Raw genomic sequence first — 26,530 nt, forward strand, 5'->3', positions numbered from 1 at the left:
CGTTTTGTATTGTTCAGGAACAAAGTGGTTCCGTCCTCACTCCCTGACCGGTGGACGGAACCACTTGTTCTCTTTTCCCGTCCCGTCTGGAGCTCCTCCGATGCCGGCCAGCAGCACCACCACCGCCCCCGCCGTCCTGACCGCCAAGGCCCTGCTCCTGGACATGGACGGCACCATCGTCAACTCGGACGCGGTGGTCGAGCGCTGCTGGTACGACTGGGCCGTCGCCCACGGCCTGGATCCCGAGGAAGCCCTCAAGGTGGTCCACGGCCGCCAGGGCTACGCCACGATGGCGATCCTCCTCCCGGACCGCCCGATGGAGGAGAACCTCGCCGAGAACGCCGTGATGCTCGCTCGCGAGACCGCCGACACCGACGGCGTGGTCCCGATCGGCGGCGCTCCCGCCTTCATGGCCGCCCTCAGCACCCTCCCGCACGCCCTGGTCACCTCCGCCGACACGGCCCTGGCCACGGCCCGGATGACGGCCGCCGCCCTGCCGATGCCCGAGGTCCGGATCACCGCCGAGTCCGTGCAGGCCAGCAAGCCCGACCCGGAGGGCTTCCTGATGGGCGCCGCCGCCCTCGGTGTGGACCCGGCCGACTGCATCGTCTTCGAGGACTCGGCCGCCGGCATCGCCGCGGGCCGCGCCGCGGGCATGCGGGTCATCGGCGTCGGCCCCCGCGCCGCCGCCCACGCCCCCACCGCCCACGTCCTCGACCTGACGGCCGTCGCCGTCACCACCTCCCCCGACGGCTCCATCACCCTCACCGTCCAGACGGCCTGACCCGGACGACGCGACCGGGCAACCCGACCCCGACGGACAGACCCGGCAGGGTCGGTCCGCCGGCGCCCTACGGGAAACCCCGGCCGCCGAAACCCGAAACGCCGAGGCCGGCGCACATACGGCCACCCCCGACACCCCGGCCCTGACGACCAGCCCCGGGGACCACTTCCAGGGACCGCCCCAGGCGACCTGACGCGGCGACCCGACACGGGCGTCCCGCCCCAGCGCGCCCGCCGCCTGGGCCAGGCCGTTCGCTGTGGATCATCTCCACCACGCCTGCGCAGGCCCAAGCACGGTGGCGGCATGGTGACGATCCTGCGGAACCCTAGACCTGGATTCACGTGGGACTGGTGAGCCGTAGACACCGAGGGCTTCCTCGTGCAGTTCAGTGGCGGGCCCGCCCCCGAGTACCTACTGGCCCACCTGAACCGCGTCGACGCCGCAGCCGCGTGGGCGGAGGACCACCGCCCGGCATGGTTCAACCCCGATCCCCTGCCGCTCCACGCCTTCGGCTGCAACGGCGAGTTGCCGACCTACACCCGGCACGGCGTCCCCGACTGCCCGCTGCGGCTGTCCGGTACACCAGCAGTCCCGAGCCGGCTCAAGCGACGCAGAACTCGTTCCCCTCAGGGTCCTGCAGCACCACCGCGTAGTGCGTCTCCAACTCGTCCAGCACGCGCAGCACAGTCGCCCCCGCACCGGTGAGCCGCTCCACCGTTTCGTCGACCCGGCGCGTCCGCAGCTCCATCGGAACCCCGCGCCCACCGCTGACCTTCAGATCCAGGTGCACCCGGTTCTTGCCGGCCTTGGGCTCCGGAACCTGCTGGAACCACACCCGGGGCCCCCGCCCGGACGGATCCACGATCGACTCCGGCACCTCCCCCACCCCTTCGGGCAGCTCCTCCGCGGGCACCCCCATGCCCTCCCAGTACGCGCGCCATGTCGCATGCCCGTCCGGCGCCGGCTCCGGCACGTAACCCAGCGCTTCGGTCCAGAACGTCACCATCACCCGCGGATCGGCGCAGTCGATGGTCAGTTGCAGCGTGGTCTCCATCTACTCAGCCTCGCAGGGAGGTCTGACAATGGAAGGTACGGTCGGCCATGACGCACCGGATCACTGGAATGCGCGGGTCGAGAGCGTGACCACGGGGGAAATGTCATGACCGAACTGATCGTCCTCTTCGCTCTGATGGGGATCGTGGGGCTGTACCTCGCCGTCAAGGTGATGCGCCGGGAAAGGCGCCGTCGCTCGGAGACGGCGGAGGGGCTCCTGATCGAGCTGGAGCGCACCGAGCAGCTGCGCAAGGACCGGACCACCTACAGCTCCGGTTCGGTCCACAACAACCCCTTCACCACCGGACTCTGATCTCAGTTCACGGCGCCGCCCCCGGAACGACCGGGCGCGGCGCCGTTGCCATGTCCGCAGCCGCTCCAGCTCCCGCCACCACGCCCAGTCCCGCCACAAGTCCCGACACCGAAACGGACACAGGACCGCGACCGGAGCCGGAGCCCGGGCCGGAAGCGGAGCTCGAACCGGCACCGGAACGAGAGCCGGGCCCAAAGCCCAAGGGCCGTACCGTACGCAGACTCAAACCGGTACCAGGGCCAGGACATTAACCCCATCCCCACCCAACCCCACCCCGAACCCCAACTCCCCCCACCCCAAGGCCTGTCACCCACCTCGCCATGACATGCTCATGCCTTCAGACTGTCACCTCGCGCCCATCCCCCAGAAACCCGGCGCGGCCAGCATGGCCAGGCCCCACAGCGCACGCGTCGACCCAATCACCCGATCACCCCTGCCCGCCCTCACCCCCCACCCCTCACCCCCATCCAGGAGCCCCTCATGTCCTCCAAGCACCCCTCCACGACCTCCGTCTACGCGCGTCGACTCGGCACGCTCGCCTCCATACTCGCGGTGGCCTCCCTGACCACCCTCCTCACCGCCCCCACCGCCGCCGCCTCGCCCCCCACCCCCATCAGCGCCGCGGCCGCCCGCTCCTACCTCGCGACCGTCACCCCGAAGACCGAAGGCTCCACCACCGGTTACAGCCGTGACCTCTTCCCCCACTGGAGCACCGTCTCCGGCACCTGCAACACCCGCGAGACCGTCCTCAAGCGCGACGGTTCGGGCGTGGTCCAGGACTCCGCCTGCGCCGCCGTCAGCGGCAGTTGGTACTCCGAGTACGACGGCGCCACCTGGACGGCCGCCTCCGACGTCGACATCGACCACATGGTCCCCCTCGCCGAGGCCTGGCGTTCCGGCGCCAACTCCTGGACCACCACCAAGCGCCAGCAGTTCGCCAACGACCTCACCCGCCCCCAGCTCATCGCGGTCACCGACAACGTGAACCAGGCGAAGGGCGACCTCGACCCCGGCAAGTGGCTGCCGCCGCGCACCGCCTACCGCTGCACCTACGCGCGCATGTGGGTCGGGGTCAAGCAGTACTGGGCCCTGAGCATGGACTCGACGGAGAAGACGGCCCTGGTCAACATCCTCAACGCCTGCTGACACCCACACGCACCCCCACGCACCCCCCACGCACCCCCCGCACCTCACTCCCCACCCGCCGCTCCCCCCACCCCACCCCTGGCCAAGGATCTTTCCCCCGCCAGGGGGAGGTGGATCACCCCCTCCCCGTCGTACGGTGATCGAACGGCAACGCTGGAAGAAGGAGGGGGAGTTGCATGGGGGCATTGCGCCTGGGACCGCTGCTGCGCCACGTCGACTGGGACGCGGGCGACTCCGCCACGCTATGGATCGAGGCGGACCGCCCGTGCACCGCCGAAGTGCGCTGCGCCGACGGCTCCGGCGGCAGCGTCCACACCTTCCAGATAGCCGGCCACCACTACGCGCTGATCACGGTCACCGGCCTCACACCGGACTCCACCACTGCCTACGAGGTCCTCCTCGACGGTCTGCGGGTCTGGCCGCTGCCCGACAGCCCGTTCCCCCCGAGCACCATCACCACCCCGTCCGTGGGCAGGCCGGGCTCCACGACCGCTCCCGACCTCCGCCTGACCTTCGGCTCCTGCCGTCAGGCCGCCCCTCCGGCCGACCGGCGCGGACCGCACGGCCCCGACGCGCTCGACACCCTCGCCGCCGATCTGGCCGCCGACCCGGAGGCCGTGCGGCCCGACGTCCTGCTCCTCCTCGGCGACCAGGTGTACGCGGACCACCTCTCCCGCTCCACCCGCCAGTGGCTGGCGGCCCGGCGGGACCTCCGCGAGGCCCCCGGCGCCCAGGTCGCGGACTTCGAGGAGTACACCCGGCTCTACTACGAGTCCTGGCTCGACCCGGAGATCCGCTGGCTCCTGTCCACCGTCCCCAGCCTGCACATGTTCGACGACCACGACGTCATCGACGACTGGAACACCAGCGCCGCATGGCTGGCGGAGATGCGCGCCACCCCGTGGTGGCAGGAGCGGGTCGTCAGCGGCCTGATGTCGTACTGGGTGTACCAGCACCTCGGCAACCTCTCCCCCGCCGAGCTCGCGGCCGACCCCGTGTTCGAGGCGGTCCGGGCGACCCCCGACGGCACCGACGCGCTACGGGCCTTCGCCACCTCCGCGGACGCCGACCCGGCCACGGTGCGCTGGAGCTACCGCCGCGACTTCGGCCGGTCCCGGCTGCTGATGGTGGACACCCGGGCCGCCCGGGTGCTCGCCGAGGACGGGCGGGCCATGCTCGACCCGGAGGAGCGGCAGTGGCTCCGCGACAACGCCCTGGCCGGGCACGGGGGGTACGACCACCTCCTCATCGGCTCGTCACTGCCCTGGCTGATGCCGCCGCTCGTACACGACGCGGAGGTGTGGAATGCCGCGCTGTGCCGCGGGGAGCGCGGCCCGAGGTGGGCCCGGATCGGGGAGGATCTGCGGCGGCGGAGCGACCTCGAGCACTGGGCGGCGTTCCCGGCCTCGTTCGCGATGCTCAGCAACCTGATCGAGGAAGTGGGCACGGGCCCGAGGGCGCCGGCGACGGTGTGCGTGCTCTCGGGGGACGTCCACCACGCGTACGTGGCCGAACCCCGAATACCGAGCACGGCACAGGTGTTCCAGCTCACCTGTTCCCCCGTCCACAACTCCATCCACACCGCCGTGAAATGGGGCTTCCGGCTGGGCTGGTCACGGCTGGGCCGGTGGCTGGGCCGAGGCTTCTCCCGACACGGCCGGACGGGCCGGCCCCCGCTGAGCTGGCGGCGTACGGGCGGCCCCTGGTTCGGCAACCAGATCATGACGCTCGCCCTGTCGGGGCGCTCCGCGCGGCTGCGCCTGGACCAGGCGCGCAAGGGCCCCCGCCTGGTGACGGTCCTGGACCGCGACCTCACACCTCCCCGCTGACGCGGCCGGCGGGGGCGACCCGTCAGGCCGGAGAACCGCCCCGGGCGTCCGGTCCGTGGACGCCCGGCGTACGCTGTTCCGCTGTCAGCCGCCCCTGCCGCTCCCCGCGACGTCGCGGCGCCTCACGCCGAGGCACGTCTACCGGACTGGGGAGTCCCGTTTTGCTTGAGACTCTGGGCTCGCTGACTTCGAGCCCATGGATCTACGCCCTCGTGGCGCTGTCCATCCTGCTCGACGTGTTCCTGCCGGTGCTGCCGAGCGGGGTGCTGGTGGTCACGGCTGCCGCAGCCGCCGCTGCGGCAGCCGGGGCCGCGGGACCCGTGCCCGTGCAGTCCCGGGTACCGGACATCCTGGCGCTGCTGGTGACGGCCGTCACCGCCTCGGTACTGGGCGACATGGCCGCGTACCGGCTGGCCCGGCGGGGCGGGGCCCGTCTCGACCGGGCCATCGCCCGTTCCCGCCGGCTCACCCGGGCCCACGAGCGCCTCGGCACCGCCCTCGCGCGCGGCGGCGGCGCCCTGGTGGTGGTCGCCCGCTTCGCCCCGGCCGGCCGCTCGGTGGTCTCCCTCGGAGCAGGCAAGACCCAACGCAAGGTCAGGGAGTTCCTGCCCTGGTCGGTCCTGGCCGCCATCGCCTGGGCCGGCTACAGCATCGCCCTCGGCTACTTCGGCACCCAGTGGCTGGGCACCACCTGGCTCGGCACCGCGATCTCCCTGATCGCCCTCTTCGCCGCGGGCTCCCTGGCCGCCTTCGTGGTCCGCCGCCCCACCCCCACCCCCACCACGTAACCCACCCCCACACGCCCGGGCCATCCTCACCAACCACCCCCGCACCACCGGGGCCGCGGGTTGCAGCACCAGGACACTCCGACGCGCCCACCCCCGAAGCCCCACGCTGCCCGTCGAGCCCACAGCACCAGACGGGCCCGCACCTTGCCCCGTCCGCTCCGGCCCACTCCCTCAACCCCCCGCTCCGCCCACCACCCCGCGCGGAGCAGCGGCGCACCGTCCCCAGCGGCAATCACCCAGCCCGCCACCCCGCCAGGCCCCCAGCCCACACCCTCGCAACCCGGACCGGTACCGGCACCGGCACGACCCATTCCGCTCCCCCTTCCCCCTCCGGCAGCAGCACGAGTCCGGATCCGCCCGAGGCCAACTCCGACCCCGACACCACCTCCGCCCCCCGCTCCCCTACCGGCAGCCCTGCCAAGCTCTCGGCGCATCGGCCTCGCCAACAACTCCGACAGGCGACGCGAGCTGCAGACCCCGGCCCCTGTCCGGCTTCGGCCGCCTGTCCCAGGCCCTCAGCGGTCCAACCTCCGATCCCGCCCCACGTACGGCTCGCACCGAGTGCCTGACGGCCCCAGGCCCCAGGCCCCAGGCCCCACCTCGGACCTGCCCCCGCGCTCTCCCGCTCCCCACAAAAGGCCCCGAGGCCCGGAAGCCCGCCAGGCCCGGGCCTCCGGGCCGATCCCGCGAAGGGGCTCCCCGGCCCACAACACCTACGACGCCCCGACTCCCCCGAGCGGAGCAGTGGCTCACCCGTTCACCCGGCAGCGATCGCCGCGGCCGCGCCGGGCTCCTAGCGTCCAGAGAACGGTGCGTACTCGAATCCGCGCCGCGCCGTTCCCGGAGCCCGAGGAGTCCTCTCCATGCCCGCCACCCCCCACAGCCCCCGCCAGTACCGCCGCCTCCCCCGCCTGCTGGCCGTCGCCGCCGCGACCGTGGCCTTCGCCGCGGCCGCTCCGCCGACCCTCGCCCAGGCCCAGCCCTCCGGCAGCGTCTCCCCGACCAACGTCGCCCCCGGGGGCCGGGTCAGCCTGAACGTCACCGGCTGCGGCACCCGCACCGGCAAGGCCACCTCCCGCGCCTTCGGCGACGTCTGGCTGACCCCCGGCAACGCCGAGGCCACCAACCTCTTCGGCGCCGCCACCACCTCCCGGAACATCAGCGCCGGCTCACACCCCGTCACCTTCGAGTGCGGCGGCCCCGGCGGCGAGCGCGTCACCGTGGCGCTGAACATCACCCCGGGCGCCGCCCGCGGTGGACTCGGCGGCAGCGTCGACGCCATGAGCCCCGGCCAGATCGCCATCGGCGGCGCCCTCGTAGCCGGTGCACTCGGCGCAGGCGCCTGGATCCTGCGCCGCCGCACGGGCCACGCCTCCTGAGCGGCCCCGACCCACCCACCCACCCACAACACCACTTCGGGAGTGCGGGAGTGGCCGATGGTCCCGCCCCGTTCGGGACTTTCACCACTCCCGCCCGGAGCCCCCTCCCGCAAGGCTGAGTCCACGCACCGCTGCCTCTCAAGGAGCCCGCCATGGACCAGAGCCCGCGCCTCGTGATCGCCGCCGTCGACGGTTCCGCGAACGGAAACCGGGCACTGGAATGGGCCATATCCCAGGCCCTGATGGCCGGAGCCCCGCTGCGCATCGTGCACGCACGCCTCTACATGAACAGCGTCGGCGCGGCCCTGGCCGGAGGCTTCGACGAGCCGGGCCTCGACGACGACCCCGTACTGATCCGGGTCCGAGAAGCCCTCGACGGCCGCGCCGGACTCCCTCCGATCGAGTACGCCTCGTACCCCGGCGCCCCGGACCACGTACTGCCGGGCCTGGGCGAGGACGCCCAGCTGATGGTCCTCGGCTCGCGCGGCCGCGGCGGCTTCGCCAGCCTCCTCCTCGGCTCGAACGGCATCGCCTGCGCGGTCCAGGCCGCCTGCCCCGTAGTGGTCGTCCCGCGCGCCGAGCCGCCCGTGCACGACCCGTACGGGCAGGTCGTACTCGGCCTCAACAGCGCGGCCCCCGACCCGAGCACCACCTACTTCGCCTTCCGCGAGGCGACCCGGCGCGGGGCCCGGCTCCAGGTCGTCGCCGCACACGCCTGGCCCGGCCGGACCTTCACCACCGCCGGCGCCATCGCCACTGCCGCGGACGAGGAGACGGCCAACGCCCACGTGGTCACGGCCCTGACCGCCGCGCACCTGCGCCCGTACGCCGAGCGGTTCCCGGAGGTGGAGATCGAGCAGCTCTCGGCGCCGGGCGACGCGGCCGGCCACCTGGTCGCCGCCTCCCAGGCCGCGGACCTGATCGTCATCGGCCGCCACCGCAAGCGCCCGCTCTCCCCGCGCCTGGGCTCCGTCACCAACGCGGTACTGCTCCACACCGGCTGCCCGGTCGCGGTGGTCCCCCTGGAGGAAGACGCCGTCCCCGCAGCGGCTTGACCCCCCACCTGACCGTCCACCCGCCCAATCCTCACCCGGCCACGGCCGCCCCCGCTCCCCTCACGTGAATCCCGTCCAGCAACTCCCGAGTAGCCTCCGCGACAGCGTCGACGGCAGCTTCAAAAACCTCTTGGTTGTGCGCGGCCGGCACCCTGAACCCGGACACCTTCCGCACGTACTGCAAGGCAGCAGCCCGAATCTCCTCCTCGGTCGCCTTCTCCGGAATCGCGGGTGGACGCAACGTCTTAATGGATCGGCACATACCCCCACTATCCCGCGCCCCGCACAACCCCCGCACGGGGCCGGAAGCAGGAAAGGCAGTACGACGGTGTGTGGCACGCGAAAGCCCCGAACCAAGATCGGGTGGGGGCCCTGTCACTGGTAGCGGCAGCCGGTTTCAAACCGCCGGCATCTGCTTCGCAGGCTCGCCCGGCCCCCGCACTTCACCCATTCAACGCAGGCCTCGATGCCCCTCCGCAGCCCCCCGACACTGTCGGTGTTCGCCCCCGTTGATGTCACCCATGGATGTCAGAGGCAGGCCGCCCACCAGCTCACCTCTTCTTCCGAAGCTTCCGCATCTTCGCTTCAGCTTCCTTCTTCTTCCGCTGCGCCACCCCGTAGCTCGACCAGCCGCCCTGGTGTAACTGGCACCGAGAGCTGTTCATGATCGCGGGCTTGGTGCACGGCCGCCCCTTGGCCGTCAGCGCCCCACACCTGGGCTGAGTCATCCGCCCCCACCTACTTCCACGCAGTCGACGATCTGACCCCGGGATGGTCTCGCCAAGGAATGCCACCGGCAAGGCGCAGGCAAGGCGGACAGGGGCACCGTCGGCACACGACTCCGCAGGCCCCGCGCGTCTGCTCAGTCTCCGCAGGTCAGTGACCTACGAGCGCCGAGCCAAGCCGTGTCGGTCCACGAAAAGCCGCACCTCACGGAAGCCGCGGCAAGGCCGGTCGAAGTAAGGGGGGCGGGCCTTACAAAGCGGGTTGACCGTGCAGCTCGGTCTTGGCTGCACGGACGAAGTCCACTTCTTTCTCGCCGAACTGGCGAACGGCATCGAGGTACGAGCTGCCAGAGGTTGGGGCCGAGACGACCATCCCTCTAGCAGGGCTCTGAACTCGTCGTCGTCCATGGTGCCGGGCGGCAGGGCGCTCCAGGCGTCACGACATGACCGTTCCGCACTTCGGACCTCACGGGGATGGCGCCCACCCGGCTCGTCGAGTCCTGAGGGGCTGGTGGAGCGGAGGCCGACGAGCGCCTCCATGAGCCTCATGGCATTACCTGAGCAGCATCGGTCATTCCTGCAGCAGGGGCGGCTACATCGTCAGGTCCCTCTAGTTCAATGACTGTTTGAGCTGCCTTGAGGGTTGCTAGAGCGTCGCCATTTTCAACCATCCCGGCTCTGATGGTCTCCGCCGATAGGCCATCCCCGTTATCCATGGCAAAACGCTCACCCAGCTCCCGCACTCGATTCGCGGCAAGGAGGAAAGAGGCGTAGGCCTCCCGTTGGATACCGCGACGCCATTGCAGGTGAGCGGCGTTCGCCTGGGCGCGAACGGCATCCAGCGCCGCACGATATGCAGACGCGGCTTGAGCCAGTCCTGCCTCACTGGTGGCCTCCGCCGCACGCAGTGCCGCCCTCATCTGCCATCGGCCGATCAGCATGCTCGCGGGAATCCCAATGCTCGCCACGACGGCCGCAGACAGTGCGCCTATCCCCTCAAGATCCACGTTGCTCATAGTGCCGCAACTGAAGTGCGGGGCGCAGGACTTGGTCGCCGGAGCGACTGTGGAGCGGCCATACATTTGACACAACTGACGCCCCGCGTCCTGACCAGCGGGTGAGCTGTCGGCAGTTGTCGGCATCACTTACCATCTGAGCGCCTGAGCACCCTCCCACGGCCCCACCACGGCCTGGGAAGGCGCTCAGCTGCGGTCAGGACCGGCTTTGCAACGCCGCGTATACTCGCTCGATCTCGCCCAGGTACTGCCGCAGGCGGAAGCGAACTTCCTCGATCGCCCCGCCAGCAGGGCCCGGGTACATCACGTCGGACCAGGTGACCGTCTCGCCGCGAAGCCTGATCCGGACGGTTAGCCTGTCTGACCCTGGTTCGGGCCGCGCCTCGGCTGCCACATCCACCGTGCGTGGCATATCCGTCGGATAGAGCGGTCCGCCCGGGCGGAGGAGTTGCCTCGGGTCGAGGCCGGCCATTCTGCTATCGCTGCGCGCCACCACGTCGAGGCCATCGGCGAAGAGGTACGTATGCACGGCAGTACATATCGGCGGCCCAGGACACACGCTGATGAGCAACGTGCTTACCGCACCGCGTTGACTTTCGGGTGCGGCGGACCTCAGCTCGTGCGGGGATCTACGAGGCATCTGCCTTATGTGACGTCATAGGCCGATCGTAGCGGCCACGCTGCAGCAGATCGGAAAGCCGTCGTGGCAGCGATGTCGACCGGACATGCGCCATGGGGCCGCGACGCTGCTGACCACCACCGGCGTTCCGCCTCGGGTCGTCATGGAGATCGCGCGCACCCGCACGTCGTACAGGACACGCATCGCGAGGCCATCGGTCACATGCACCGGCTACTCAGGGGGCGGGGCGCTCCCGGTCCGCTCCCACTTGCTGCCAGATCTAGATGCAGAAGACCCCCCGCCGTGATCGGCGGGGGGTCTTCTTGCTGGTGGGCGCGGACGGTTTCGAACCGCCGACATCTGCTTTGTAAGAGCAGCGCTCTACCCCTGAGCTACGCACCCGTGGATGAGTGGACAGCCTACATGCAGGGCACACCCCCCACGCAAACCCGTTCCCGTGGGGGAGAATGGACCGGGGCAGGGGAATTGCGGACGGACCGGGTACGGGAGAGGCGACTGTGACGACGGCACCCCGGCGGTGGTTCGGCGGCGGGCGGGACGAGAGTCGGCGGGCGGATGCGCAGGCGGCTAAGGACGCTGCCGCGGCGGCGTTCTACGAGCTGGACACCGCGCAGCGGGATCTGCGGATCTCGATCGAGACGATCGCGGCCGCGGACGGCTCGCCGGAGGCGCGTCGGGTGGGCGAGGGGTTCGTCGCGCTCGGGCAGCGCATCGACCAAGTGAGTCATGTCTACATCGACGCCGTCGACGCGCACGATCTCGATCGGGTGGAGTTGGAGGCGTCCGCCGCGACGCGGGCCCGGGAGGAGCTCACGCGGGCCAAGGACGAGCTGGTACGGGTCAAGGGCGAGCTCGACCGGTTCGCGCTCGGGCTGCAGCCGTTGCTGGACCGGGCCGAGACGCAGCTGGCGCGGGTGGCGCCGGCCCGGGAGCGGGCCAGGGCCGCGCTGCTCGCGGCGAGCACGGCGCTGGACGAGGTGCGCGGCAAGGGGATCCGGGCGGACGACCTGGCCGCCCGGCTGGCGGCGCTCGCGCCGGAGCTGACCAAGCTGAACCAGGGCGCCGCGCAGCACGGGGTACAGGAGACCGTGCAGCGGGCCGACCGGATCCTGCGCGACGCCGAGGCGATACGGGCCGAGGCGGCGCGGCTCCCGGAGCGGGCTGCGGAGATCGACCGGCGGCTGGTGAGCCTGCGGACCCGGGCGCAGGCGCTGCGCAACCGGGCGGACCGGGTGGATCCGGTGCTCAGCGAGCTGCGCCGGCGTTTCAGCGCGGCCTGCTGGCAGGACCTCCAGCAGGTGCCGGAGCAGGCGGTACGGGACGTGGCGCAGGCCGAGGACCGGCTCGCGGAGGCCGGCCGGGCGCGCGACCTGCAGCAGTGGGCCGTCGTAGCGGCCCTGGTCGAGGCGGTACGGGCTTCGCTGGACGCCACCGACGAGGCGGTGTCGGCGGCGCAGGACCGGCTGACCCGGCTGGAGGCGGTGGCGCGGGATCCGCAGGCGGAGGTGCAGCGCACCCGGTTCGCGATCCGGGACGCGCAGCGCCTGGCGATGGAGGGCCGTACGGTCCCCGAGGACCGGCACGCCCGCCCGCTGGACGATGCGGTGGCCCGGGTGACCCGGGCGCTGGCCGCGCTGGAGGACCGCCACCCGGACTACTGGGCCTTCCTCCAGGAGATGGAGGCCGTACGGTCCTCCGTGCAGCGGGTGGTGACGGACATCCGGACCGAGCGCGGTCACGCCTGAGGGGCGGCGACTGCCGGACTTGTCCGCGTGCGGGCATCGGCGGATGCTGGAGGGGCCAGGAACGGAGCAGAGGAGGGCGCCATGGCCGCCCACGCTTCACCCGCACCTCAGAAGCCGCAGGAGTCGTACGGGGCCCATGCGCTTTACGGGTGCCACGAGCCCCATGAGAATTACGCGCCCTACGTGGCCCACGAGCCGTACGCGACGGCAGCGCCGCCCCGGAACTCCCCCGGGATCCTGAGCCGCATGATGCGTCCCGTCAACGCCCGCCTCGACGAGCACCTGCCCAGTGATCACCGGCTCAGCAAGGTCTACCGGATCGGGGCCGGCCTGACCGGACTGCTGCTGGTGGCCTTCGGGATCCTGGGGCTCATCGACCGGATCGGGTTCTTCGACACCGGCGGGGACACGGTGCTCGCGCTGAACACCAACGGCGCGCTGAGCGTCCTGTCGATCTGCATCGGGCTGCTGCTGTTCGCCGGGATGGTCATCGGCGGCAGCTTCGCCTCGACGCTCAACATCGTGCTGGGCGTGCTGTTCATCGCGAGCGGGTTCGTGAACCTCGCGCTGCTCGACACGGAGCTGAACTTCCTGGCCTTCCACATCCCCAACGTGCTGTTCAGCTTCGTGGTGGGCGTGATGCTGATGTGGTTCGGGATGTACGGGCGGGTGGGCAGCGCCCTGCCGCACGACAATCCGTACTGGCGCGCCCGCCACCCCGAGCAGGCGGCTCGGGAGCAGCGGGCACGCAGGAGTGCGGGCGCGGGCGCGAGGCCCGTCGGCCGGCCCGCGTAAGGAGGACACGGCCGCCCTCTCAGGCGTCCGAGGGCGCGGCCGCCTTCTCATGCCTCGATGCGTTCGACCTTGTCGACCAGGAAGAGGAAGGACAGGGCGCCGCCGATCGTGATGCCGCCGATCAGCATCAGAGGGAGGGCGAAGGAGCCGTCGCCGCCGCCGATCATGTAGCCGATGACGATCGGGACGACGATGCCGGCGAGGTTGCCGAAGACGTTGAAGACCCCGCCGGCCACGCCGGCCACGCCGAGCATCCGCTCCGGGGCGATCTCGGTGACCAGGACCCAGGAGAAGGACGCGAGGCCGTTGGCGAAGAAGGCCACGCACATGATGGCGATCATCGCGGCGTTCGAGGTGACGTAGTTGGCGGCGACGATGACGCCCGCCAGGGCCAGGCCCGTCACGATCGGGGTCTTGCGGGCGAAGGAGGCCGACATGCCGCGCTTGACCATCCAGTCGGACCAACTGCCGCCGCACAGCACGCCCACGAGGGCGGCGACGAAGGACAGGACTCCGGTCAGACCGCCCTTGTCGAGGCTCAGGCCGCGCTCGTTGGTGAGGTAGGTCGGGAACCAGGTCAGGAAGAAGTACAGCGTCGAGGCGATGGCGAACTGGCCGAGGAAGACGCCCCAGATGCGCCGCTGGCGGAGCAGGAAGCCCATGTCCCGGCGGAAGGTGCCCTTCTCCCGGGCCCGGGCGGAGCCGTCTGCGGAGGCCTCGTCCTCGGTGATGTGGACGAGTTCGTACTCGCCGACCTTGGGGTGCTGTTCGGGGCGGTTGCGGATGACCTTCACCCACACCAGCGCCCAGGCGATGCCCATGCCGCCGAGGATCCAGAACACGTGGCGCCAGCCCAGCGTGGCGGCCATCCAGGCGATCAGGGGGAAGGCGACGCCGAGGCCGATACCCCTCCTCCTTCAAGCGGCCCCGAGGTGTAGACGGCGACCGCCCGGCCGCGTTCGGCGCGCGGGAACCAGGAGGCGGCGACGCGCCCGTTGCAGGGGAAGGCGGGGGCTCTCGTGGCGAAGAGGAGGCCGAAGCCCAGGGCGAAGGACCAGAGGCATGGTGGACCGGCCGGCGAGGGCCCTGGCGTAGTCGATGCGGGGCCGGGGATCGCCTCGGGCGAGATGCCGAGGCCGTCGGCCATATCCGGCGCCAAGATCGACAGGGCACTTGACACTGCGGTCCAGGTAGTTGGTGACTTCCACCCCGGGTAAACCCGAAGGCTTCCTGTGTCGGTGGCTTATGCCACGTCGCAGAGGGCCAGCCCGGCCCTGTGGAGAATGTTGAGAGCGCCGACGTGGTCGGCGTTGGCGGTGAAGCCGCACTGAACACACTCGAATTTCGCCTGGGTGGTGCGGTTGTCCTTGGACACGTGCCCGCATCCTCCAGCGGAGGGCGGGCACGTGCGGGACGTGTTGCGGGCGTTGACCGGGATCACCACACGACCGGCGCTTTCAGCCTTGTGCGCGAGGATGCCCAGGAACACCCCCCAACCCGCATCGTGGATGGACTTGTTCAGACCGGCCTTCGCCGCAGCGCCATGGGGGAGGAATGTGCCCGGCTCGTCGGGGTCGGGCTTCGGCTTGGGGGCGCGGACCATACCCGCGATGTTCAGCTTCTCGTACGCGATCACATCGTGAGCACCCACGAGAGCGTGGGCGCTCTTGTGCGCGTGGTCGAGTCGCTGTAGCCGGACCTTGCGGTGCAGCTCGGCAACCTTCTCCACCGCCCTGCGGTGTCGCTTTGTCCGGTCCCTGGCCTTGCAGCGACCGAATTCGGCGAGGTCGCGTTGCGCGTCGGCGAGTGCCTCCGCCGCCGCCTGTCCGGGACGCGGGTTGGGTTCGTGGCCGCCGTTGGAGTCGGTGAGGAAGTACGTCACGCCGACGTCGATGCCGACAACGGAGCCGGTCGCCGGGAGCGGCTCGTCCGGGACTTGGTCGCACGCGAGGACGACGTACCAGCGTCGGCCTTCACGCTTGACGCTGACTGTTTTCACACGGCCGCGTACCTGGCGGTGTTGGTGGACGCGGATATGTCCCACGCCCTGGAATCGCACGCGGGTCTGGCGGTCCTGCGGCGTACTGTCCCAGCGGCAGCCGTCCCCGTCCTTGGGGAAGTCCACCGTGTCGAACCAGCTCACCCCACGGAAACGAGGGTAGCCCGGAGTGTCCCCCGCCTTTGACACTCGTCTTCGAGACGTGACGCCGGGCGTCACGGCGTTCCTGGAGAGCCCCGTTGTAGAGCGTGCAGTGATCAGCAAGCATTTCCGTCAACGCCGCAGCCTGCCGGGCTGTCGGGCGGAGGAGGAACTTATATGCACGACGCACTGCTTTTCCTCCCCTCCTCGTCTAGGACCCTTGGGTGTTCACCTCAACCAACGAGCGCTGCTCTTACACAGCAGACGTCGGCGGTTCGAGCGTCTCTTCCGCGAGCCGCGCCAGCCCCACTCGGGTGAGCAACGCAACCGAGGCGGGATCACAGGTGTCCCCTGCCTCCATCGGAGGCACGGCCCAGTAAATCGGATGGGAGGAACAAGACTCTTCACGGTCCGGGGATGGCACGCCCAAGTGCGTGCCATCCCCGAGGCATTCCGCCCCGGGTGCCTTCGAGCGCCACTTGAGGATCGTGTCCAGCGGGACGATCGCGTAGTAGGCGCCCCCGCGAATCGTGGATGACCGCGCCGTCCAGTGCTTCAGCCAGCACGTCTCCCACGATTGGATGGGACGAGCTGCGGACGGCGGCGTGTACGAGGGACTCGGGGAGGCGCACCGCCTCGAACCGCTTTCCCAACGGAAGCACGGCGATGCCGCGCTCGGACCACTCCGCTCCCCGGGCTGAGCGCGAGCTCCGACGCCTCCGACTTGGCCGCCTGCCGGGCCCGGAAGGTCTCGACGAACTCGGCGAAGACATGGCCGTGTTCTTCCAGGCGGCCGTAGATTCCGCCGCCACCTGGGTTCTCGGCGAAGAGCTGCGGGATGTCCTTGGCCACGTCCCAGGGCACGTACGACGCGGCCGTCTCCACCGGGACACCGTCCCGGAAGTACAGCCTGCGTCGGGCAAGGACTTGTGTGCCCTCGGCGAGGGCGAGCCGCTCCGCGATGTCGCGGGGAGCCTCCACCGGGCCGATGAAGAGAACGCTCACTTTCGCCTCGGCGCCGGACCGCTCGGACTCGGCGAGGTACGCCGCCTGCCCACCCCTCCGCAGGGAGCGGCGGAAGCGCTCGGAGGACCGGTGCTGCACCGGAGGGCGTGCCTTCACAAAGGAACCCTTGCCGTGGTGGGTCTCGACGAGGCCGCTCGCACGGACCTCCACCATCGCCTTGCGGATGGTGCCGACCGCGACCCCGTACCGGTCCGAGAGCTCGGACTCGCTGGGCACCACCTCGCCCGCCTTGAGCACGCCTGCCCGGATCTGCTGGACGAGATCGTCAGCGATCTGCACGTACCGCGGCACGGCCCTGGCATCGCCCACTGGTACTCCCATGTCCTTCACTCCCTCTTATGCTCCTGCATATGAGTAACAGCACTCACGAAAGCCGGTCAACGCCGCTGCATTCGGTGTCCGTGGCCGGCGCCGTCGTCCGCGACGACGGACGCTTGCTGGCGATCCGCCGTGCCGACAACGGGCATTGGGAACTTCCCGGCGGTGTCCTGGAGCTCATCGAGGCACCCGAGGACGGCGTCCGGCGTGAAGTGCTGGAAGAGACCGGGATCCAGGTAGAGGTGGACCGCCTCACCGGCGTCTACAAGAACATGACGCGCGGCATTGTCGCCCTGGTTTTTCGCTGCAAGCCCTCCGGAGGGACGGAGCGCACCTCCGAGGAGTCCACCTCAGTCGCCTGGCTCTCCCCCGAGGAGATCACCGCCCGCATGTCCGAGGTCTACGCCGTCCGCCTCCTCGACGCGCTCTCTCCCTCGGCCCCACACGTCCGCACTCACGACGGCCGACGCCTCAGCACGGCGCTGTAGCGCTTCCCGGCAGGCAGGCCACTGCGTAGCCTGTCCGCATGCCCCGTTACGAATTCCGCTGCCGGACCTGCGAAGACACCTTCGAGGTCAGCCGGCCCATGGCCGAGTCCTCCGCTCCCGCCGACTGCCCCGCAGGGCACGCCGACACCGTCAGGCTGCTCTCCGCCGTCGCCGTCGGGGGGACCAGTTCGGCCCCCGCCGCACCCATGGGCGGCGGAGGCTGCTGTGGCGGGGGCGGCTGCGGCTAGCGCTTGCGGGAGAGGGTGATGCCGTCGGAGATGGCCAGCAGCACCGACTCCATGCGGGGGTCCGCCGCGACGTGGTCGTTGTAGGCCTGGACCCCCGCCGCCCCGCCGGTCGCCGCCGGGTCCAGGACCTGGCCGTGGTACAGCGTGTTGTCCGTGACGAGGAGACCGCCCGGGCGCAGCCGCGGTACGAGCTCCTCCCAGTAGGCGACCTGGCTCTGCTTGTCCGCGTCCATGTACACCATGTCGATGTGCGGCTCCGCGGGCATCGCGCGCAGCGTCTCCAGCGCGGGCGCGATCCGCAGGTCGATGCGGTCCGCGACGCCGGCCTTGGCCCAGGCCTCGCGGGCGTACGCCGTCCACTCCTCCGAGACGTCGCACGCGATGAGGCGTCCGTCCGCCGGCATGGCCTGGGCCATCGACAGGGAGGAGAAGCCGGTGAAGGTGCCGATCTCCACGATGTGCCGTGCGCCGGTCAGCCGGACCAGGAAGGCCAGCAGCGGCCCCTGCTCCTCCGCCGACTGCATTCCGGCCGAGTCCGGGAACACCTCGTACGTCGTCGCCACCAGCCCCCGCTGGACCTCGTCCAGCGGGGGGTTGTGCGCGAGCATGTACTGGTAGAGCTCGTCCGTGATCTTGGTGCTGTTGCCCTTGGTCATGGGCCCAGTGTGCCCAAGATCAGGCGGCCGGTGTGCCCAGTCGCGCCACTTCGCGGGTGAACGCGCGCACGATCTCCTCGCCGGCCAGCACGCCCGCCTGTGCCAGCGAGGTCACGTGCGGCGCCGTCCAGCCGGCGTCGGCGAGCTCCCCGTGGCCCGGCCGCCAGGCCGTGTCCGCCGCGAGCAGCAGGTCCGCGTCGAGCAGCGAGTCCCCGGCGGCCAGCGTGCTCGTGGCCTCCGTACGCCGGGCCACCTCGTGCATGGCCGCGCTCTTGGTCAGGGGCCGCGGGACGGCGTAGATCTTCCGGCCCTGGAGCGAGATCGTCCAGCCGCGCGCCTCGGACCACTCCGTCAGCGTCTTGATCCACTCCGCGGGGACCAGCGCCCGCTCCACGACCAGGTACGCGAACAGGTCCTCCGCCACCCGCGCCTTGCGCAGCCACGCCGGGTCGGTGACGGACATCAGGTGCGCGTGCATCTCCTCCAGCGGCACGGACTCCGCGGCGAGCCGCGCCGCGACCTGGCGGCGCCAGTCCCGGTCCGGGACCCCGTCCACGAGGAGCTGGCCGCCGTTGGCGCAGATCGCGTACTTCGCCGGCCGTCCGGGGAAGCGGATGCGCTGGTACTGCTTGCGGGTCCGGGTGGTGGTCGGCACGAACACCGCGCCCGGGTCGGCGGACAGCTCCGCCAGCAGCCCCGCCGCCGTCTCGGTCATGTACGACAGCGGCTTGCTCTCGTGCACCTCCACGCACAGCAGCCGCGGGGCCACCGGGTCGGGCATGGTCAGGCCGAGCGCGGCCGCCGAGTAGATGAGCGTACGGTCGAGGTCACTGGCTACGAGAACGGTCACTTGGTGGCCACAGCCTTTCCGTCGGCGCCCGTGGCGCCGCGCGTGAATCGGGGATGGATGAGTCCTACGCAGCTGTACGGCAGGCCGTCGACCTCTTCCACCGGCACCCCCCGCTGCTCCGCGAGGAGTCGTACGTGGTCCAGGTCGGCCCCGGCGCCGCGCTGCGCGAGGATCTTCCACGGCACCCGGCGCAGCAGCACCCGCGTGGTCTCGCCGACGCCGGGCTTCACCAGGTTCACGTCGTGGATGCCGTACTCCTCGCTGATCCGCTCCACCGCCCGCCAGCCCACCCAGGTCGGCGTGCGGTCGGCGGCGAGGAGCTCCTTGACCTCGGCGTCCACGGCCTCGGCCACCTCCTCGAAGTGCGCGGAGACGGTGTCGACGAACGCGACGGAGACATCGGCGCCGGCGAGCTCGCGGTAGAACTTCGCGCCGTGGAAATCGGCGGGCCCGACCAGGTCTGACCTGAGAACCGTACGCGAGACCAGTCCGGAAACAGTGGAATTGAGACAGGCGGAGGGGATCAGGAAGTCCTCGCGCGTGCCGTACGTCTCCACGCACGAGCCGGGGTCGGCGAGGACCACGATCTCCGGGTTGAAGCCCTCGAACTCGCCCAGCGCCTCGCGCAGTTCGCGGGTGATCGCGCCCTTGCCGGTCCAGCCGTCGACGAAGACGACGTCGGCCGGGTCGTGGTGGGCGGCCAGCCAGCGCAGCGCGTTGGCGTCGATGCCGCGGCCGCGCACGATGGAGACGGCGTAGTGCGGCAGGTCCAGGCCGTGCCGGGCCTGCGCCCAGCGGCGCATGAGCACGCCGACGGGGGTGCCGGCGCGGGCCAGGGAGACGAGTACGGGGGACGGGGAGCGTTCGGCGAGGACCGTCTCGGTGACGGTGCCGACGGCGCGGGCCATCCGGGCTGCGGAGGCGGTCAGCGCGCTCTGGTAGAGCTGCTGGTACTCCGGGGACGGCTGGAACTCCACGGGAAGCGATTCCGCGTAGTGCGCGCCGCCCGCCTGGATGGCCTCCTCGCGCTCCTCGGTCGGGGCTTCCAGCTCCACGTCGGAGAGGTCCTGGAGCAGCCAGCCGACGTCCTCGGCGGCGTAGGAGGAGAAGGCGGGCCCGCGCAGTGGTTCGCCCAGTGGCTCGCGCAGGGGCTCGGTCATGATCGGCTCCTGCCGGTCGGGTAGGTACGAAGGTATGACCGCCAGCACGACCCGGCCGGTGTGCGGCGCGAGGGCCGCGAGCAGGCCGGTACGGAGCTCTGCGGTGTCCCCGGCCGAGTCCACGACGGCGACCACGGCGTCGAAGCCGGCGCCCGCCACGTTGTACGCGTACCGGTCTCCGGGGCCGTCGGCCGGGTCGTCGTGGGCGGGGAAGACGAGGCGGGTGCGGATCGCGTAGCCGGGGTCGTCCACGGCGAGCACCGGTGAGCGGGTGGTGGTGGAGAAGCGGACCTCGGCCGCGGCGCCGGACGCCTCCAGGGCCTGCGCGAGGCGCAGCGGGGCGTACATCAGCTCCTCGTTGCCGAGTACGAGGACCCTGGCGGGGGCCGCGCCGAGCGCGGCCTCGAGCCGGTCCGCCATGGCGGGCAGCGCCGCGTCCAGGGCTGCGCGGTGCGCGGGGGTGAAGCCGTGGCGTCCGCCGTCGGGTATCCCGGCCGGCCAGCCCAGTTCCACGCGGGTGACCGGGTGCGGGTCGTCTGCCGGGGCGCCGCCCCGGACCCCGCTGCGCAAACGCCGCAGGGGCTGATTTTGCCCACCCCCGGGCTGCGATTCGCCCGCAGTGGGCTCGGATCCGGCAGCGGCGTGCCCGGCCGCGCTCGCGGCGGAGGCGGGAGCGGCTGCGGCTGCCGCTGCCACTGCGGCGGACGCGACCTCAGCAGTGGCTTCGGAAGCGGAGGCCGCAGCCGCCAGGGCCTCGTGTTCTTCCACCAAGGCCTGCCCCTTCTCCAGCACCCCCTCCGGGAGGGAGACCGTGCCCGAGGCCAGGGATATGAGGTCCACGCGGGCGCCCAGGTCGGCGGCGAAGGCCGTCAGGCGGTCGCGGTCGGCCGGGGAGCGCATGTCGACCAGGGCGACGACCACGTAGTGGCCGCGCGGGTGGCGGGCGTGGAGGTCTGCGATGGTGTTCAGGACGGTGTTGCCGGTGGAGAACTCGTCGTCGACGAGGACCAGCGGTCCCGAGCCCGCCAGCAGCTTCGGGTCCTCGGGCAGCAGCAGGTGCGAGGTGGCGTGCGAGTGGGCCTCCTCGAAGCCGCCGGCGGCCTCCACGCCGGTCACGGGGCGGCGGGTGGAGTGCAGGTACGGGGCGCTGCCCAGGCCGTCGGCCACGCAGTGGCCCAGCCCGGTCGCGGTCTCCGCGTATCCCAGGACCACGGCCGAGGCCGCCTCCGCCTCGCCCAGCAGCTCCCGGACCCGCTCGCCGAGCCCGTACCCGGCGGCGTACACGGCCGCCGGGGACTGCGGGACGTGCTTGCCCAGCACCCGCGAGACCAGCAGGTGGGCCCGCTTGGGGTTGCGCCGCAGCGCCAGCCCGAGGAGTTCGTCCAGCCGCGGGCCGTCGCCCGCACCCTCCTCCAGGCTCACGCCCAGCCGGTCCGCGACCCACGTTCCCGACCACACCGCTTCGATCTTCTTGCCCTTCTTCGCAGTCAACGGCCCGCTCACACCTGGAGCCCGGCCGTGAGGAGATCGACGAAGCCGACCTCCTCCTTCGCCACACCGAAGACCTCCGCGCGCAGCATGGTGCGCTCGGCCCAGGCCCGGTGGGGCTTCACTTCGTTCATCTTGTTCGTGTAGGCGGAACGCATCACTCCGCCGCCTCCGCTCTCGGGGCGCAGGATGTCTTGAGCATCGCTGAACTCCTCGTGCGACACCACCGAGAGCGCGTGGACCGGGGTGACGTGGGCGGGGTGGATACAGGTCTTGCCCAGCAGCCCGTTGGCCCGGTCGAGCTCGATCTCGCGCAGCAGCCCGTCCAGGTCGTGCTCGATCAGCGCGGTGCGCAGCTCCTCGACGCCCTCCTCCAGGAAGGGGCTGCGGCGCAGCTGCGGCTTGAAGAGGCGCTGCTGGCTGCGGAAGTACTCCCAGACGGGCCCGGTGACGGTGAAGCCGGTGCCGTCGGCGCGGCTGAGCACGTTGACCACGTCGGCGATCACCCCGGCGACGATCTGGACGTCGTAGGCGGTCATGTCGGGGGTGCGCCGCAGCCCGTACGCGGAGCAGAAGTCGGTCACGCCCAGGCGCAGCGCCAGGACCCGCTCGCGGTACTTGTTGACCGTGCGGGAGATCCCGGCGAGGGCCTCGACCCGGGTCTCCAGGTGGAGGAGCTCGGGGGTCTCCAGGACCGGCATCGCGTACAGCGGGGACCGTCCGCTCGCGGCTTCCGCCTGGGCCACGGCGTCCAGGAAGGCGATGCCCCGGCTCTCGCTGAACTTCGGAAGTACGAATCCGGCCAGCCGCTCCGCCGAGCCGCCGAGCCGGTGGACGAGGTCGGGAATCTGCTCGGGCTCCCGGACGCGGATGAAGAGCAGCGGGAGCTCCGCCGGGTCCTCGTGGAGGGCGGCGAACTGCCGGACGAGGTTCTCCTCGCCGCCCGCGACGTCCGCGTCGCTGATGGAATCCTCCAGGCAGAGGACCATCGAGACGACCCCGAGGCCGGCCTGCTTGCGGATGTCACGGGCGAGCTGGGGCCGGGTGGCCGGACTGTAGAGCGTGGCCCCCAGGGCGGCCGCGAGCGTGGCGGAGGGGGAGGCGGCGGTGAACTCGGCCGGCTCCTGATGGAAGAGGTCCTTGCGGACAGTGGGCGATACGTGCCCGAAGTGACGCATGTGCTTCCCCCGTACAGGCTCGGCGGCCGATCTGGCATGGCCGGTAATAGTACGTACGAACGTGAGTCAAGAGTTCCTCAAGCACATGAAATCCAGGTAACCCTCTTGCACCATGCCCAGGTCTCGCGATCCGGACAAGGTCTACGGGGGGCCGCATTGTCCCGGTCCCGCCCGGGAGGGCAGGATGACCGGCATGACGCACGCGATGCAGAAGGGCTCCAACATCCCCGTGGCCGCCTTGGCGGTCCGCGCGGTGCTGCGCTGGACCGGGGGGCCCGACGTGCCCGACGTGGACGCCTCCGCGCTGCTCGTGGGGGCGGACGGGCGCGTGCGCTCGGACGAGGACTTCGTCTTCTACAACCAGCCCCGGCACCCCTCGGGGGCCGTGTGGCGGCTCGGGAAGAAGCAGCTCGGCGACGGGATCACCGACGCCGTCCAGGCGGACCTGAGGGCCGTCACCCCGGCCGTGGACCGGATCCTCGTCGTCGCCTCCGCCGAGGACGTCCCCTTCGAACGGGTCCACGACCTGCGGATCCTGCTCTACGACGCCACCGCCACCGGCGGCTCCGAACCGCTGGCCTACTTCGACGTACGGCCCGAGACGGGCGCCGAGACGGCGCTGATCTGCGGCGAGCTGTACCGGCGCGGCGACGCGTGGAAGTTCCGCGCGCTCGGCGAGGGCTACTCCAACGGGCTCGTCGGCCTGGCCACCGACCACGGGATCTCCGTGGACGAGAACGCCGCCGAGGCCCAGGGACAGGCCCAGGGGCAGGCGCAGGCCCAGGGGCAGGGACAGGCCCCCTCGGCCTCCCCCGCGACCCCGGCGCCGCCCACCCAGGCCCCGCCGGTCTCCCAGCCCGCCTACGGATACCCGCAGCCGGTGTCGCAGGCCCCGGTGCCGGCCCCGGCCCCGGACGCGGCCTTCCGGCTGCCGGTGCAGGGCCCGCAGTTCATCCGCCGGTGAGCGACGGCGGGGACGGCCGGGCCGAAGGCCCCGGCCTGCCCCGCCGACCCCGTCAGGTCTTCGTCTTGTAGCCCCGGCCCCACTGGAGACCCCACCCGTACAGCCGGTCCAGCTCGGCCTGGAACCCGTAGACGAAGGTGACCTCGCGCCGCACGATCAGCTCCCCCTTGACGTTCTCCAGGGAGACGACCGCGCAGGAGCGGGCGTGCGGGTGGCGCTCCTCCAGCGGGATCTCGATGCGCGGTCCGGTGATCGGGTAGAGGGTGACCAGGGCGTGCGTCCGGTCGAAGGCCGGGGTCTGGTCGTAGATGTAGACGAAGACCAGCAGCCGCTTGATCTCCTCGGCGTGGTCGAGATTGACGAAGATCGTCTCGCCGGAGGGCGCCCCGAACCGGTCGTCCCCGCTGAGCTTCACGTACGGCGGGCTGTTGATGTCCCCGTGCAGGTTCCCCAGGGGCTGGACGACTCCCCGGGTCCCGTCGGTCAGTTCGTAGAGGCAGCCGATGTCGAGGTCGACATTGACCATGCCCTGGGTGTGCGCCTGCACCATGTCGGGCTTGAACAGTTTGAACGGATGCCGAAAGAGCTGCCCGCTCTGGCCGGCGCTGCGGCCGCCTATGTCCGAGGTCCGCATCCGCCAGGAGAGGTTCACGCGCAGATTGCCGTGCACCGCCCCCTGTTTGGTGAGCGACACCGTCGGATGGCGTTTGGTCAGCTCGATCGCGTTCGACGAGGCACTGCCCGACTGGAACTGCGTGCCGCGGCTGCCCCTGATGCCGTCGAAGAATCCCATCCCCACAACCCCCTGATCCCTTGGCGCCCTCGGCGCCCCTTGATCCCCCGACGACATGCAGGCACGCCGGTGTCCCGACATGCGGACGGGGCGGTCCGGAAGGTCCGTGGACCTTCCGGACCGCCCCGCACTTGAGCGTTCCGCATTACCGCCGCGATCATGCCTCGGCGGTGGAACCCTCCAGTTCCAGGCGCTTGTTGCGGCGCACCGAGGACCAGAAGGACCACCCGATCAGCACGACGCCGACGAGGCCGGTGATGACCTCGTTGATCTCGTACTGGATGGTGACGAGCAGGATGACGGCGAGCGCGCCGATGGCGTAGTGCGCGCCGTGCTCCAGGTAGACGTAGTCGTCGAGGGTGCCCTGGCGGACCAGGTAGACCGTCAGCGACCGGACGTACATGGCACCGATACCGAGGCCGATGGCCATGATCACGATGTCACTGGTGATGGCGAAGGCGCCGATGACCCCGTCGAAGGAGAAGGAGGCGTCGAGGACTTCGAGGTAGAGGAACATGAAGAACGCGGCCTTGCCGGCCATGGCGACGGCCGAGACGGGCTTGCCGCTCTTCTTCGCCGCTTCCTCGATCTCGTGCTCGTGCTCCTCTTCCTCCTCCAGCTTGTTCTCGAAGTAGCCGGAGAGGCCGCCGACGATCATGTAGGTGATCAGACCGAGCACGCCGGAGATCAGGACCGTCTGCGCCTTGTCCACGTGCGTGCCGCCGTGCTGGTGGGCGTTGACGGCGAAGGTCATCGAGGTGATGACCAGGACGATCAGCGCGATGCACGCCGACAGCATGTCGATCTTGCCGAGCTTGGACAGCGGGCGCTCAAGCCAGCCGAGCCACTTGATGTCGCGGTCCTCGAAAATGAAGTCGAGGAAGATCATCAGCAGGAACATGCCACCGAAGGCGGCAATGGACGGGTGGGCGTCCGTCACGAGCTGCTTGTACATGTCCTGGTCGCGCACCGCGAGTTCGACGGCCTCGATCGGCCCGATCTTGGCGCTGATCGCGACGATCACGATCGGGAAGACCAGGCGCATGCCGAACACGGCGATGAGAACACCGATGGTGAGGAAGATCTTCTGCCAGAAGGCATTCATCTTCTTCAGGATTCCGGCGTTGACCACCGCATTGTCGAAGGACAGCGAGATCTCAAGGATGGACAGGATCGCAACGATCCCGAAGGCCTCCCACCCCCCGTAGAGCACCGCTGCGACCAGTCCGAGCGCAGTGACTGCGAACGACCAGCCGAAGGTTTTCAGAACCACTGGCATCCCATCGTGTTGTACGGCTTTACGAAACGTTGACCCCGAAGTCTAGAGCGATGCCGCGGAGCCCCGACGCGTACCCCTGCCCCACGGCACGGAACTTCCATTCGCCCCCGTACCGGTAGACCTCGCCGAAGATCATCGCCGTCTCGCTGGAAGCGTCCTCGGAGAGGTCGTAGCGGGCCAGTTCCTGACCGTCCGCCTCGTTCACCACGCGGATGAAGGCATTGCTGACCTGGCCGAAGCTCTGCCGGCGGGCCTCTGCCTCGTGGATCGAGACGGGAAAGACGATCTTGTCCACCCCGGCCGGAACCCTGGTGAGATCGATGATGAGCGACTCGTCGTCGCCGTCACCCTCGCCGGTGAGGTTGTCACCCGTGTGTTCGACGGAGCCGTCGGGGCTCGTCAGGTTGTTGTAGAAGACGAAGTACTCGTCCCCGAGCACACGGCCGTTGCTGCACAGCAGTGCGCTGGCGTCGAGGTCGAAGTCGGCGCCCGTGGTCGAGCGCGCGTCCCATCCGAGGCCGATCAGAACCCGGGTGAGGTTCGGTGCGGCTTTGGAGAGGGAGACATTGCCCCCCTTGGCGAGTGTGACGCCCATGTTGTGGTCCTCCCCGGACGACGGTGGCGATGTGACGGTACGGCGGTGTGGCGGTACGCCGGTGTGGCGGTACGGCGGT

General features: G+C 70.7%; 26 protein-coding genes, 1 tRNA gene and 1 pseudogene. 12 read left to right on the forward strand and 16 right to left on the reverse strand.

The annotated features are described in order from the left end of the window. Positions 1 to 100: 100 nt before the first annotated feature. Positions 101 to 784 (forward strand): HAD-IA family hydrolase, encoded by a 684-nt coding sequence (locus ACODT5_RS29860; RefSeq protein ID WP_422522269.1) that lies wholly within the window; start codon positions 101 to 103, stop codon positions 782 to 784. A 601-nt stretch (positions 785 to 1,385) separates the two neighbouring features. Here ACODT5_RS29860 and ACODT5_RS29865 read toward each other — a convergent pair. Continuing rightward, a complete protein-coding gene (locus ACODT5_RS29865; protein WP_422522270.1) occupies positions 1,386 to 1,838 on the reverse strand; it encodes a VOC family protein in 453 nt (150 codons plus the stop codon). Between the two features lie 105 nt (positions 1,839 to 1,943). On the opposite strand from ACODT5_RS29865, the gene ACODT5_RS29870 reads away from it, so the two are divergent. The 6 genes from ACODT5_RS29870 to ACODT5_RS29895 all read left to right on the forward strand — a co-directional run bounded on the left by ACODT5_RS29870 (position 1,944) and on the right by ACODT5_RS29895 (position 8,347). Continuing rightward, positions 1,944 to 2,150, forward strand: a complete 207-nt coding sequence (locus ACODT5_RS29870) for a hypothetical protein (protein WP_422522271.1) — start codon at positions 1,944 to 1,946, stop codon at positions 2,148 to 2,150. 480 nt (positions 2,151 to 2,630) lie between these two features. Beyond that, positions 2,631 to 3,296 carry an HNH endonuclease family protein gene (locus ACODT5_RS29875; protein ID WP_422522272.1) on the forward strand — a complete coding sequence of 222 codons (666 nt, stop codon included), beginning with the start codon at positions 2,631 to 2,633 and terminating at the stop codon, positions 3,294 to 3,296. Between the two features lie 176 nt (positions 3,297 to 3,472). After that, positions 3,473 to 5,125, forward strand: a complete 1,653-nt coding sequence (locus ACODT5_RS29880; protein WP_422522273.1) for an alkaline phosphatase D family protein — start codon at positions 3,473 to 3,475, stop codon at positions 5,123 to 5,125. A 161-nt stretch (positions 5,126 to 5,286) separates the two neighbouring features. Then, positions 5,287 to 5,913, forward strand: coding sequence for a DedA family protein (locus ACODT5_RS29885; RefSeq protein ID WP_385372726.1), 627 nt, complete (start codon positions 5,287 to 5,289; stop codon positions 5,911 to 5,913). A gap of 863 nt (positions 5,914 to 6,776) precedes the next feature. After that, positions 6,777 to 7,292, forward strand: coding sequence for a hypothetical protein (locus ACODT5_RS29890; protein ID WP_422522274.1), 516 nt, complete (start codon positions 6,777 to 6,779; stop codon positions 7,290 to 7,292). Between the two features lie 152 nt (positions 7,293 to 7,444). Beyond that, positions 7,445 to 8,347: a universal stress protein gene (locus ACODT5_RS29895; protein WP_422522275.1), complete on the forward strand. Its 903-nt coding sequence runs from the start codon at positions 7,445 to 7,447 to the stop codon at positions 8,345 to 8,347. A 31-nt stretch (positions 8,348 to 8,378) separates the two neighbouring features. On the opposite strand, the gene ACODT5_RS29900 is transcribed toward ACODT5_RS29895, so the two are convergent. The 5 genes from ACODT5_RS29900 to ACODT5_RS29920 form a co-directional block, all read right to left on the reverse strand. Continuing rightward, complete coding sequence (locus tag ACODT5_RS29900) at positions 8,379 to 8,609, reverse strand: DUF2277 domain-containing protein (protein ID WP_385372720.1); 231 nt, start codon at positions 8,607 to 8,609, stop codon at positions 8,379 to 8,381. Positions 8,610 to 8,898: 289 nt separating this feature from the next. Next, a complete protein-coding gene (locus tag ACODT5_RS29905; RefSeq protein ID WP_422522276.1) occupies positions 8,899 to 9,075 on the reverse strand; it encodes an HGGxSTG domain-containing protein in 177 nt (58 codons plus the stop codon). A gap of 542 nt (positions 9,076 to 9,617) precedes the next feature. Then, complete coding sequence (locus tag ACODT5_RS29910; RefSeq protein ID WP_422522277.1) at positions 9,618 to 10,079, reverse strand: hypothetical protein; 462 nt, start codon at positions 10,077 to 10,079, stop codon at positions 9,618 to 9,620. Positions 10,080 to 10,284: 205 nt separating this feature from the next. Further along, positions 10,285 to 10,617, reverse strand: coding sequence for a hypothetical protein (locus tag ACODT5_RS29915; RefSeq protein WP_422522278.1), 333 nt, complete (start codon positions 10,615 to 10,617; stop codon positions 10,285 to 10,287). Between the two features lie 417 nt (positions 10,618 to 11,034). Continuing rightward, positions 11,035 to 11,109, reverse strand: a tRNA-Val gene (locus tag ACODT5_RS29920). Between the two features lie 116 nt (positions 11,110 to 11,225). Here ACODT5_RS29920 and ACODT5_RS29925 point away from each other — a divergent pair. Together ACODT5_RS29925 and ACODT5_RS29930 are read left to right on the forward strand one after the other, a co-directional pair. Next, a complete protein-coding gene (locus tag ACODT5_RS29925) occupies positions 11,226 to 12,473 on the forward strand; it encodes a hypothetical protein (RefSeq protein ID WP_422522279.1) in 1,248 nt (415 codons plus the stop codon). A gap of 246 nt (positions 12,474 to 12,719) precedes the next feature. Continuing rightward, positions 12,720 to 13,268, forward strand: coding sequence for a DUF4383 domain-containing protein (locus ACODT5_RS29930; protein ID WP_422522280.1), 549 nt, complete (start codon positions 12,720 to 12,722; stop codon positions 13,266 to 13,268). Between the two features lie 47 nt (positions 13,269 to 13,315). Here the strand turns inward: ACODT5_RS29930 and ACODT5_RS29935 are convergent, their stop codons facing one another. The 3 genes and pseudogenes from ACODT5_RS29935 to ACODT5_RS29945 form a co-directional block, all read right to left on the reverse strand. Continuing rightward, the gene (locus tag ACODT5_RS29935) at positions 13,316 to 14,173 is read right to left on the reverse strand and encodes an MFS transporter (RefSeq protein ID WP_422525082.1); all 858 of its coding nucleotides are present in this window, start codon (positions 14,171 to 14,173) and stop codon (positions 13,316 to 13,318) included. A 338-nt stretch (positions 14,174 to 14,511) separates the two neighbouring features. Continuing rightward, a pseudogene (locus ACODT5_RS29940) lies at positions 14,512 to 15,598 on the reverse strand (RNA-guided endonuclease InsQ/TnpB family protein). Between the two features lie 365 nt (positions 15,599 to 15,963). Continuing rightward, positions 15,964 to 16,755, reverse strand: coding sequence for a GntR family transcriptional regulator (locus ACODT5_RS29945; protein WP_422522281.1), 792 nt, complete (start codon positions 16,753 to 16,755; stop codon positions 15,964 to 15,966). Between the two features lie 17 nt (positions 16,756 to 16,772). Between ACODT5_RS29945 and ACODT5_RS29950 the strand changes: the two genes are divergently transcribed. Both ACODT5_RS29950 and ACODT5_RS29955 read left to right on the forward strand, forming a co-directional pair. Further along, complete coding sequence (locus ACODT5_RS29950) at positions 16,773 to 17,240, forward strand: NUDIX hydrolase (protein ID WP_422522282.1); 468 nt, start codon at positions 16,773 to 16,775, stop codon at positions 17,238 to 17,240. Between the two features lie 38 nt (positions 17,241 to 17,278). Next, positions 17,279 to 17,488, forward strand: coding sequence for an FmdB family zinc ribbon protein (locus tag ACODT5_RS29955; protein WP_422522283.1), 210 nt, complete (start codon positions 17,279 to 17,281; stop codon positions 17,486 to 17,488). Here ACODT5_RS29955 and ACODT5_RS29960 read toward each other — a convergent pair. Genes ACODT5_RS29960 through ACODT5_RS29975 form a run of 4 tightly spaced genes read right to left on the reverse strand, consistent with a single transcriptional unit; the run spans position 17,485 to position 22,820 of the window. After that, positions 17,485 to 18,144 (reverse strand): O-methyltransferase, encoded by a 660-nt coding sequence (locus ACODT5_RS29960; protein WP_422522284.1) that lies wholly within the window; start codon positions 18,142 to 18,144, stop codon positions 17,485 to 17,487. The two genes, ACODT5_RS29955 and ACODT5_RS29960, sit on opposite strands and share 4 nt — an antisense overlap. Positions 18,145 to 18,163: 19 nt before the next feature. Beyond that, positions 18,164 to 18,994 carry an HAD family hydrolase gene (locus ACODT5_RS29965; RefSeq protein ID WP_422522285.1) on the reverse strand — a complete coding sequence of 277 codons (831 nt, stop codon included), beginning with the start codon at positions 18,992 to 18,994 and terminating at the stop codon, positions 18,164 to 18,166. After that, the gene (locus tag ACODT5_RS29970) at positions 18,991 to 21,621 is read right to left on the reverse strand and encodes a phosphoribosyltransferase (protein WP_422525083.1); all 2,631 of its coding nucleotides are present in this window, start codon (positions 21,619 to 21,621) and stop codon (positions 18,991 to 18,993) included. The genes ACODT5_RS29965 and ACODT5_RS29970 overlap by 4 nt, the downstream gene beginning before the upstream one ends. 32 nt (positions 21,622 to 21,653) lie before the next feature. Further along, positions 21,654 to 22,820, reverse strand: a complete 1,167-nt coding sequence (locus tag ACODT5_RS29975) for an HpcH/HpaI aldolase/citrate lyase family protein (protein ID WP_422522286.1) — start codon at positions 22,818 to 22,820, stop codon at positions 21,654 to 21,656. A gap of 193 nt (positions 22,821 to 23,013) precedes the next feature. Here ACODT5_RS29975 and ACODT5_RS29980 point away from each other — a divergent pair, with 193 nt between their 5' ends. Continuing rightward, positions 23,014 to 23,784, forward strand: coding sequence for a TerD family protein (locus ACODT5_RS29980; RefSeq protein WP_422525084.1), 771 nt, complete (start codon positions 23,014 to 23,016; stop codon positions 23,782 to 23,784). A gap of 52 nt (positions 23,785 to 23,836) precedes the next feature. On the opposite strand, the gene ACODT5_RS29985 is transcribed toward ACODT5_RS29980, so the two are convergent. The 3 genes from ACODT5_RS29985 to ACODT5_RS29995 form a co-directional block, all read right to left on the reverse strand. Next, positions 23,837 to 24,577: a TerD family protein gene (locus tag ACODT5_RS29985; protein WP_250745558.1), complete on the reverse strand. Its 741-nt coding sequence runs from the start codon at positions 24,575 to 24,577 to the stop codon at positions 23,837 to 23,839. A gap of 157 nt (positions 24,578 to 24,734) precedes the next feature. Continuing rightward, positions 24,735 to 25,850 carry a DUF475 domain-containing protein gene (locus ACODT5_RS29990; RefSeq protein WP_422525085.1) on the reverse strand — a complete coding sequence of 372 codons (1,116 nt, stop codon included), beginning with the start codon at positions 25,848 to 25,850 and terminating at the stop codon, positions 24,735 to 24,737. A gap of 25 nt (positions 25,851 to 25,875) precedes the next feature. Beyond that, positions 25,876 to 26,451: a TerD family protein gene (locus tag ACODT5_RS29995; protein ID WP_422522287.1), complete on the reverse strand. Its 576-nt coding sequence runs from the start codon at positions 26,449 to 26,451 to the stop codon at positions 25,876 to 25,878. Positions 26,452 to 26,530 lie beyond the last annotated feature (79 nt).

Origin of the sequence: Streptomyces tatrensis, assembly GCF_049310065.1 — a bacterium.
In the GTDB taxonomy this organism is placed as follows: domain Bacteria; phylum Actinomycetota; class Actinomycetes; order Streptomycetales; family Streptomycetaceae; genus Streptomyces.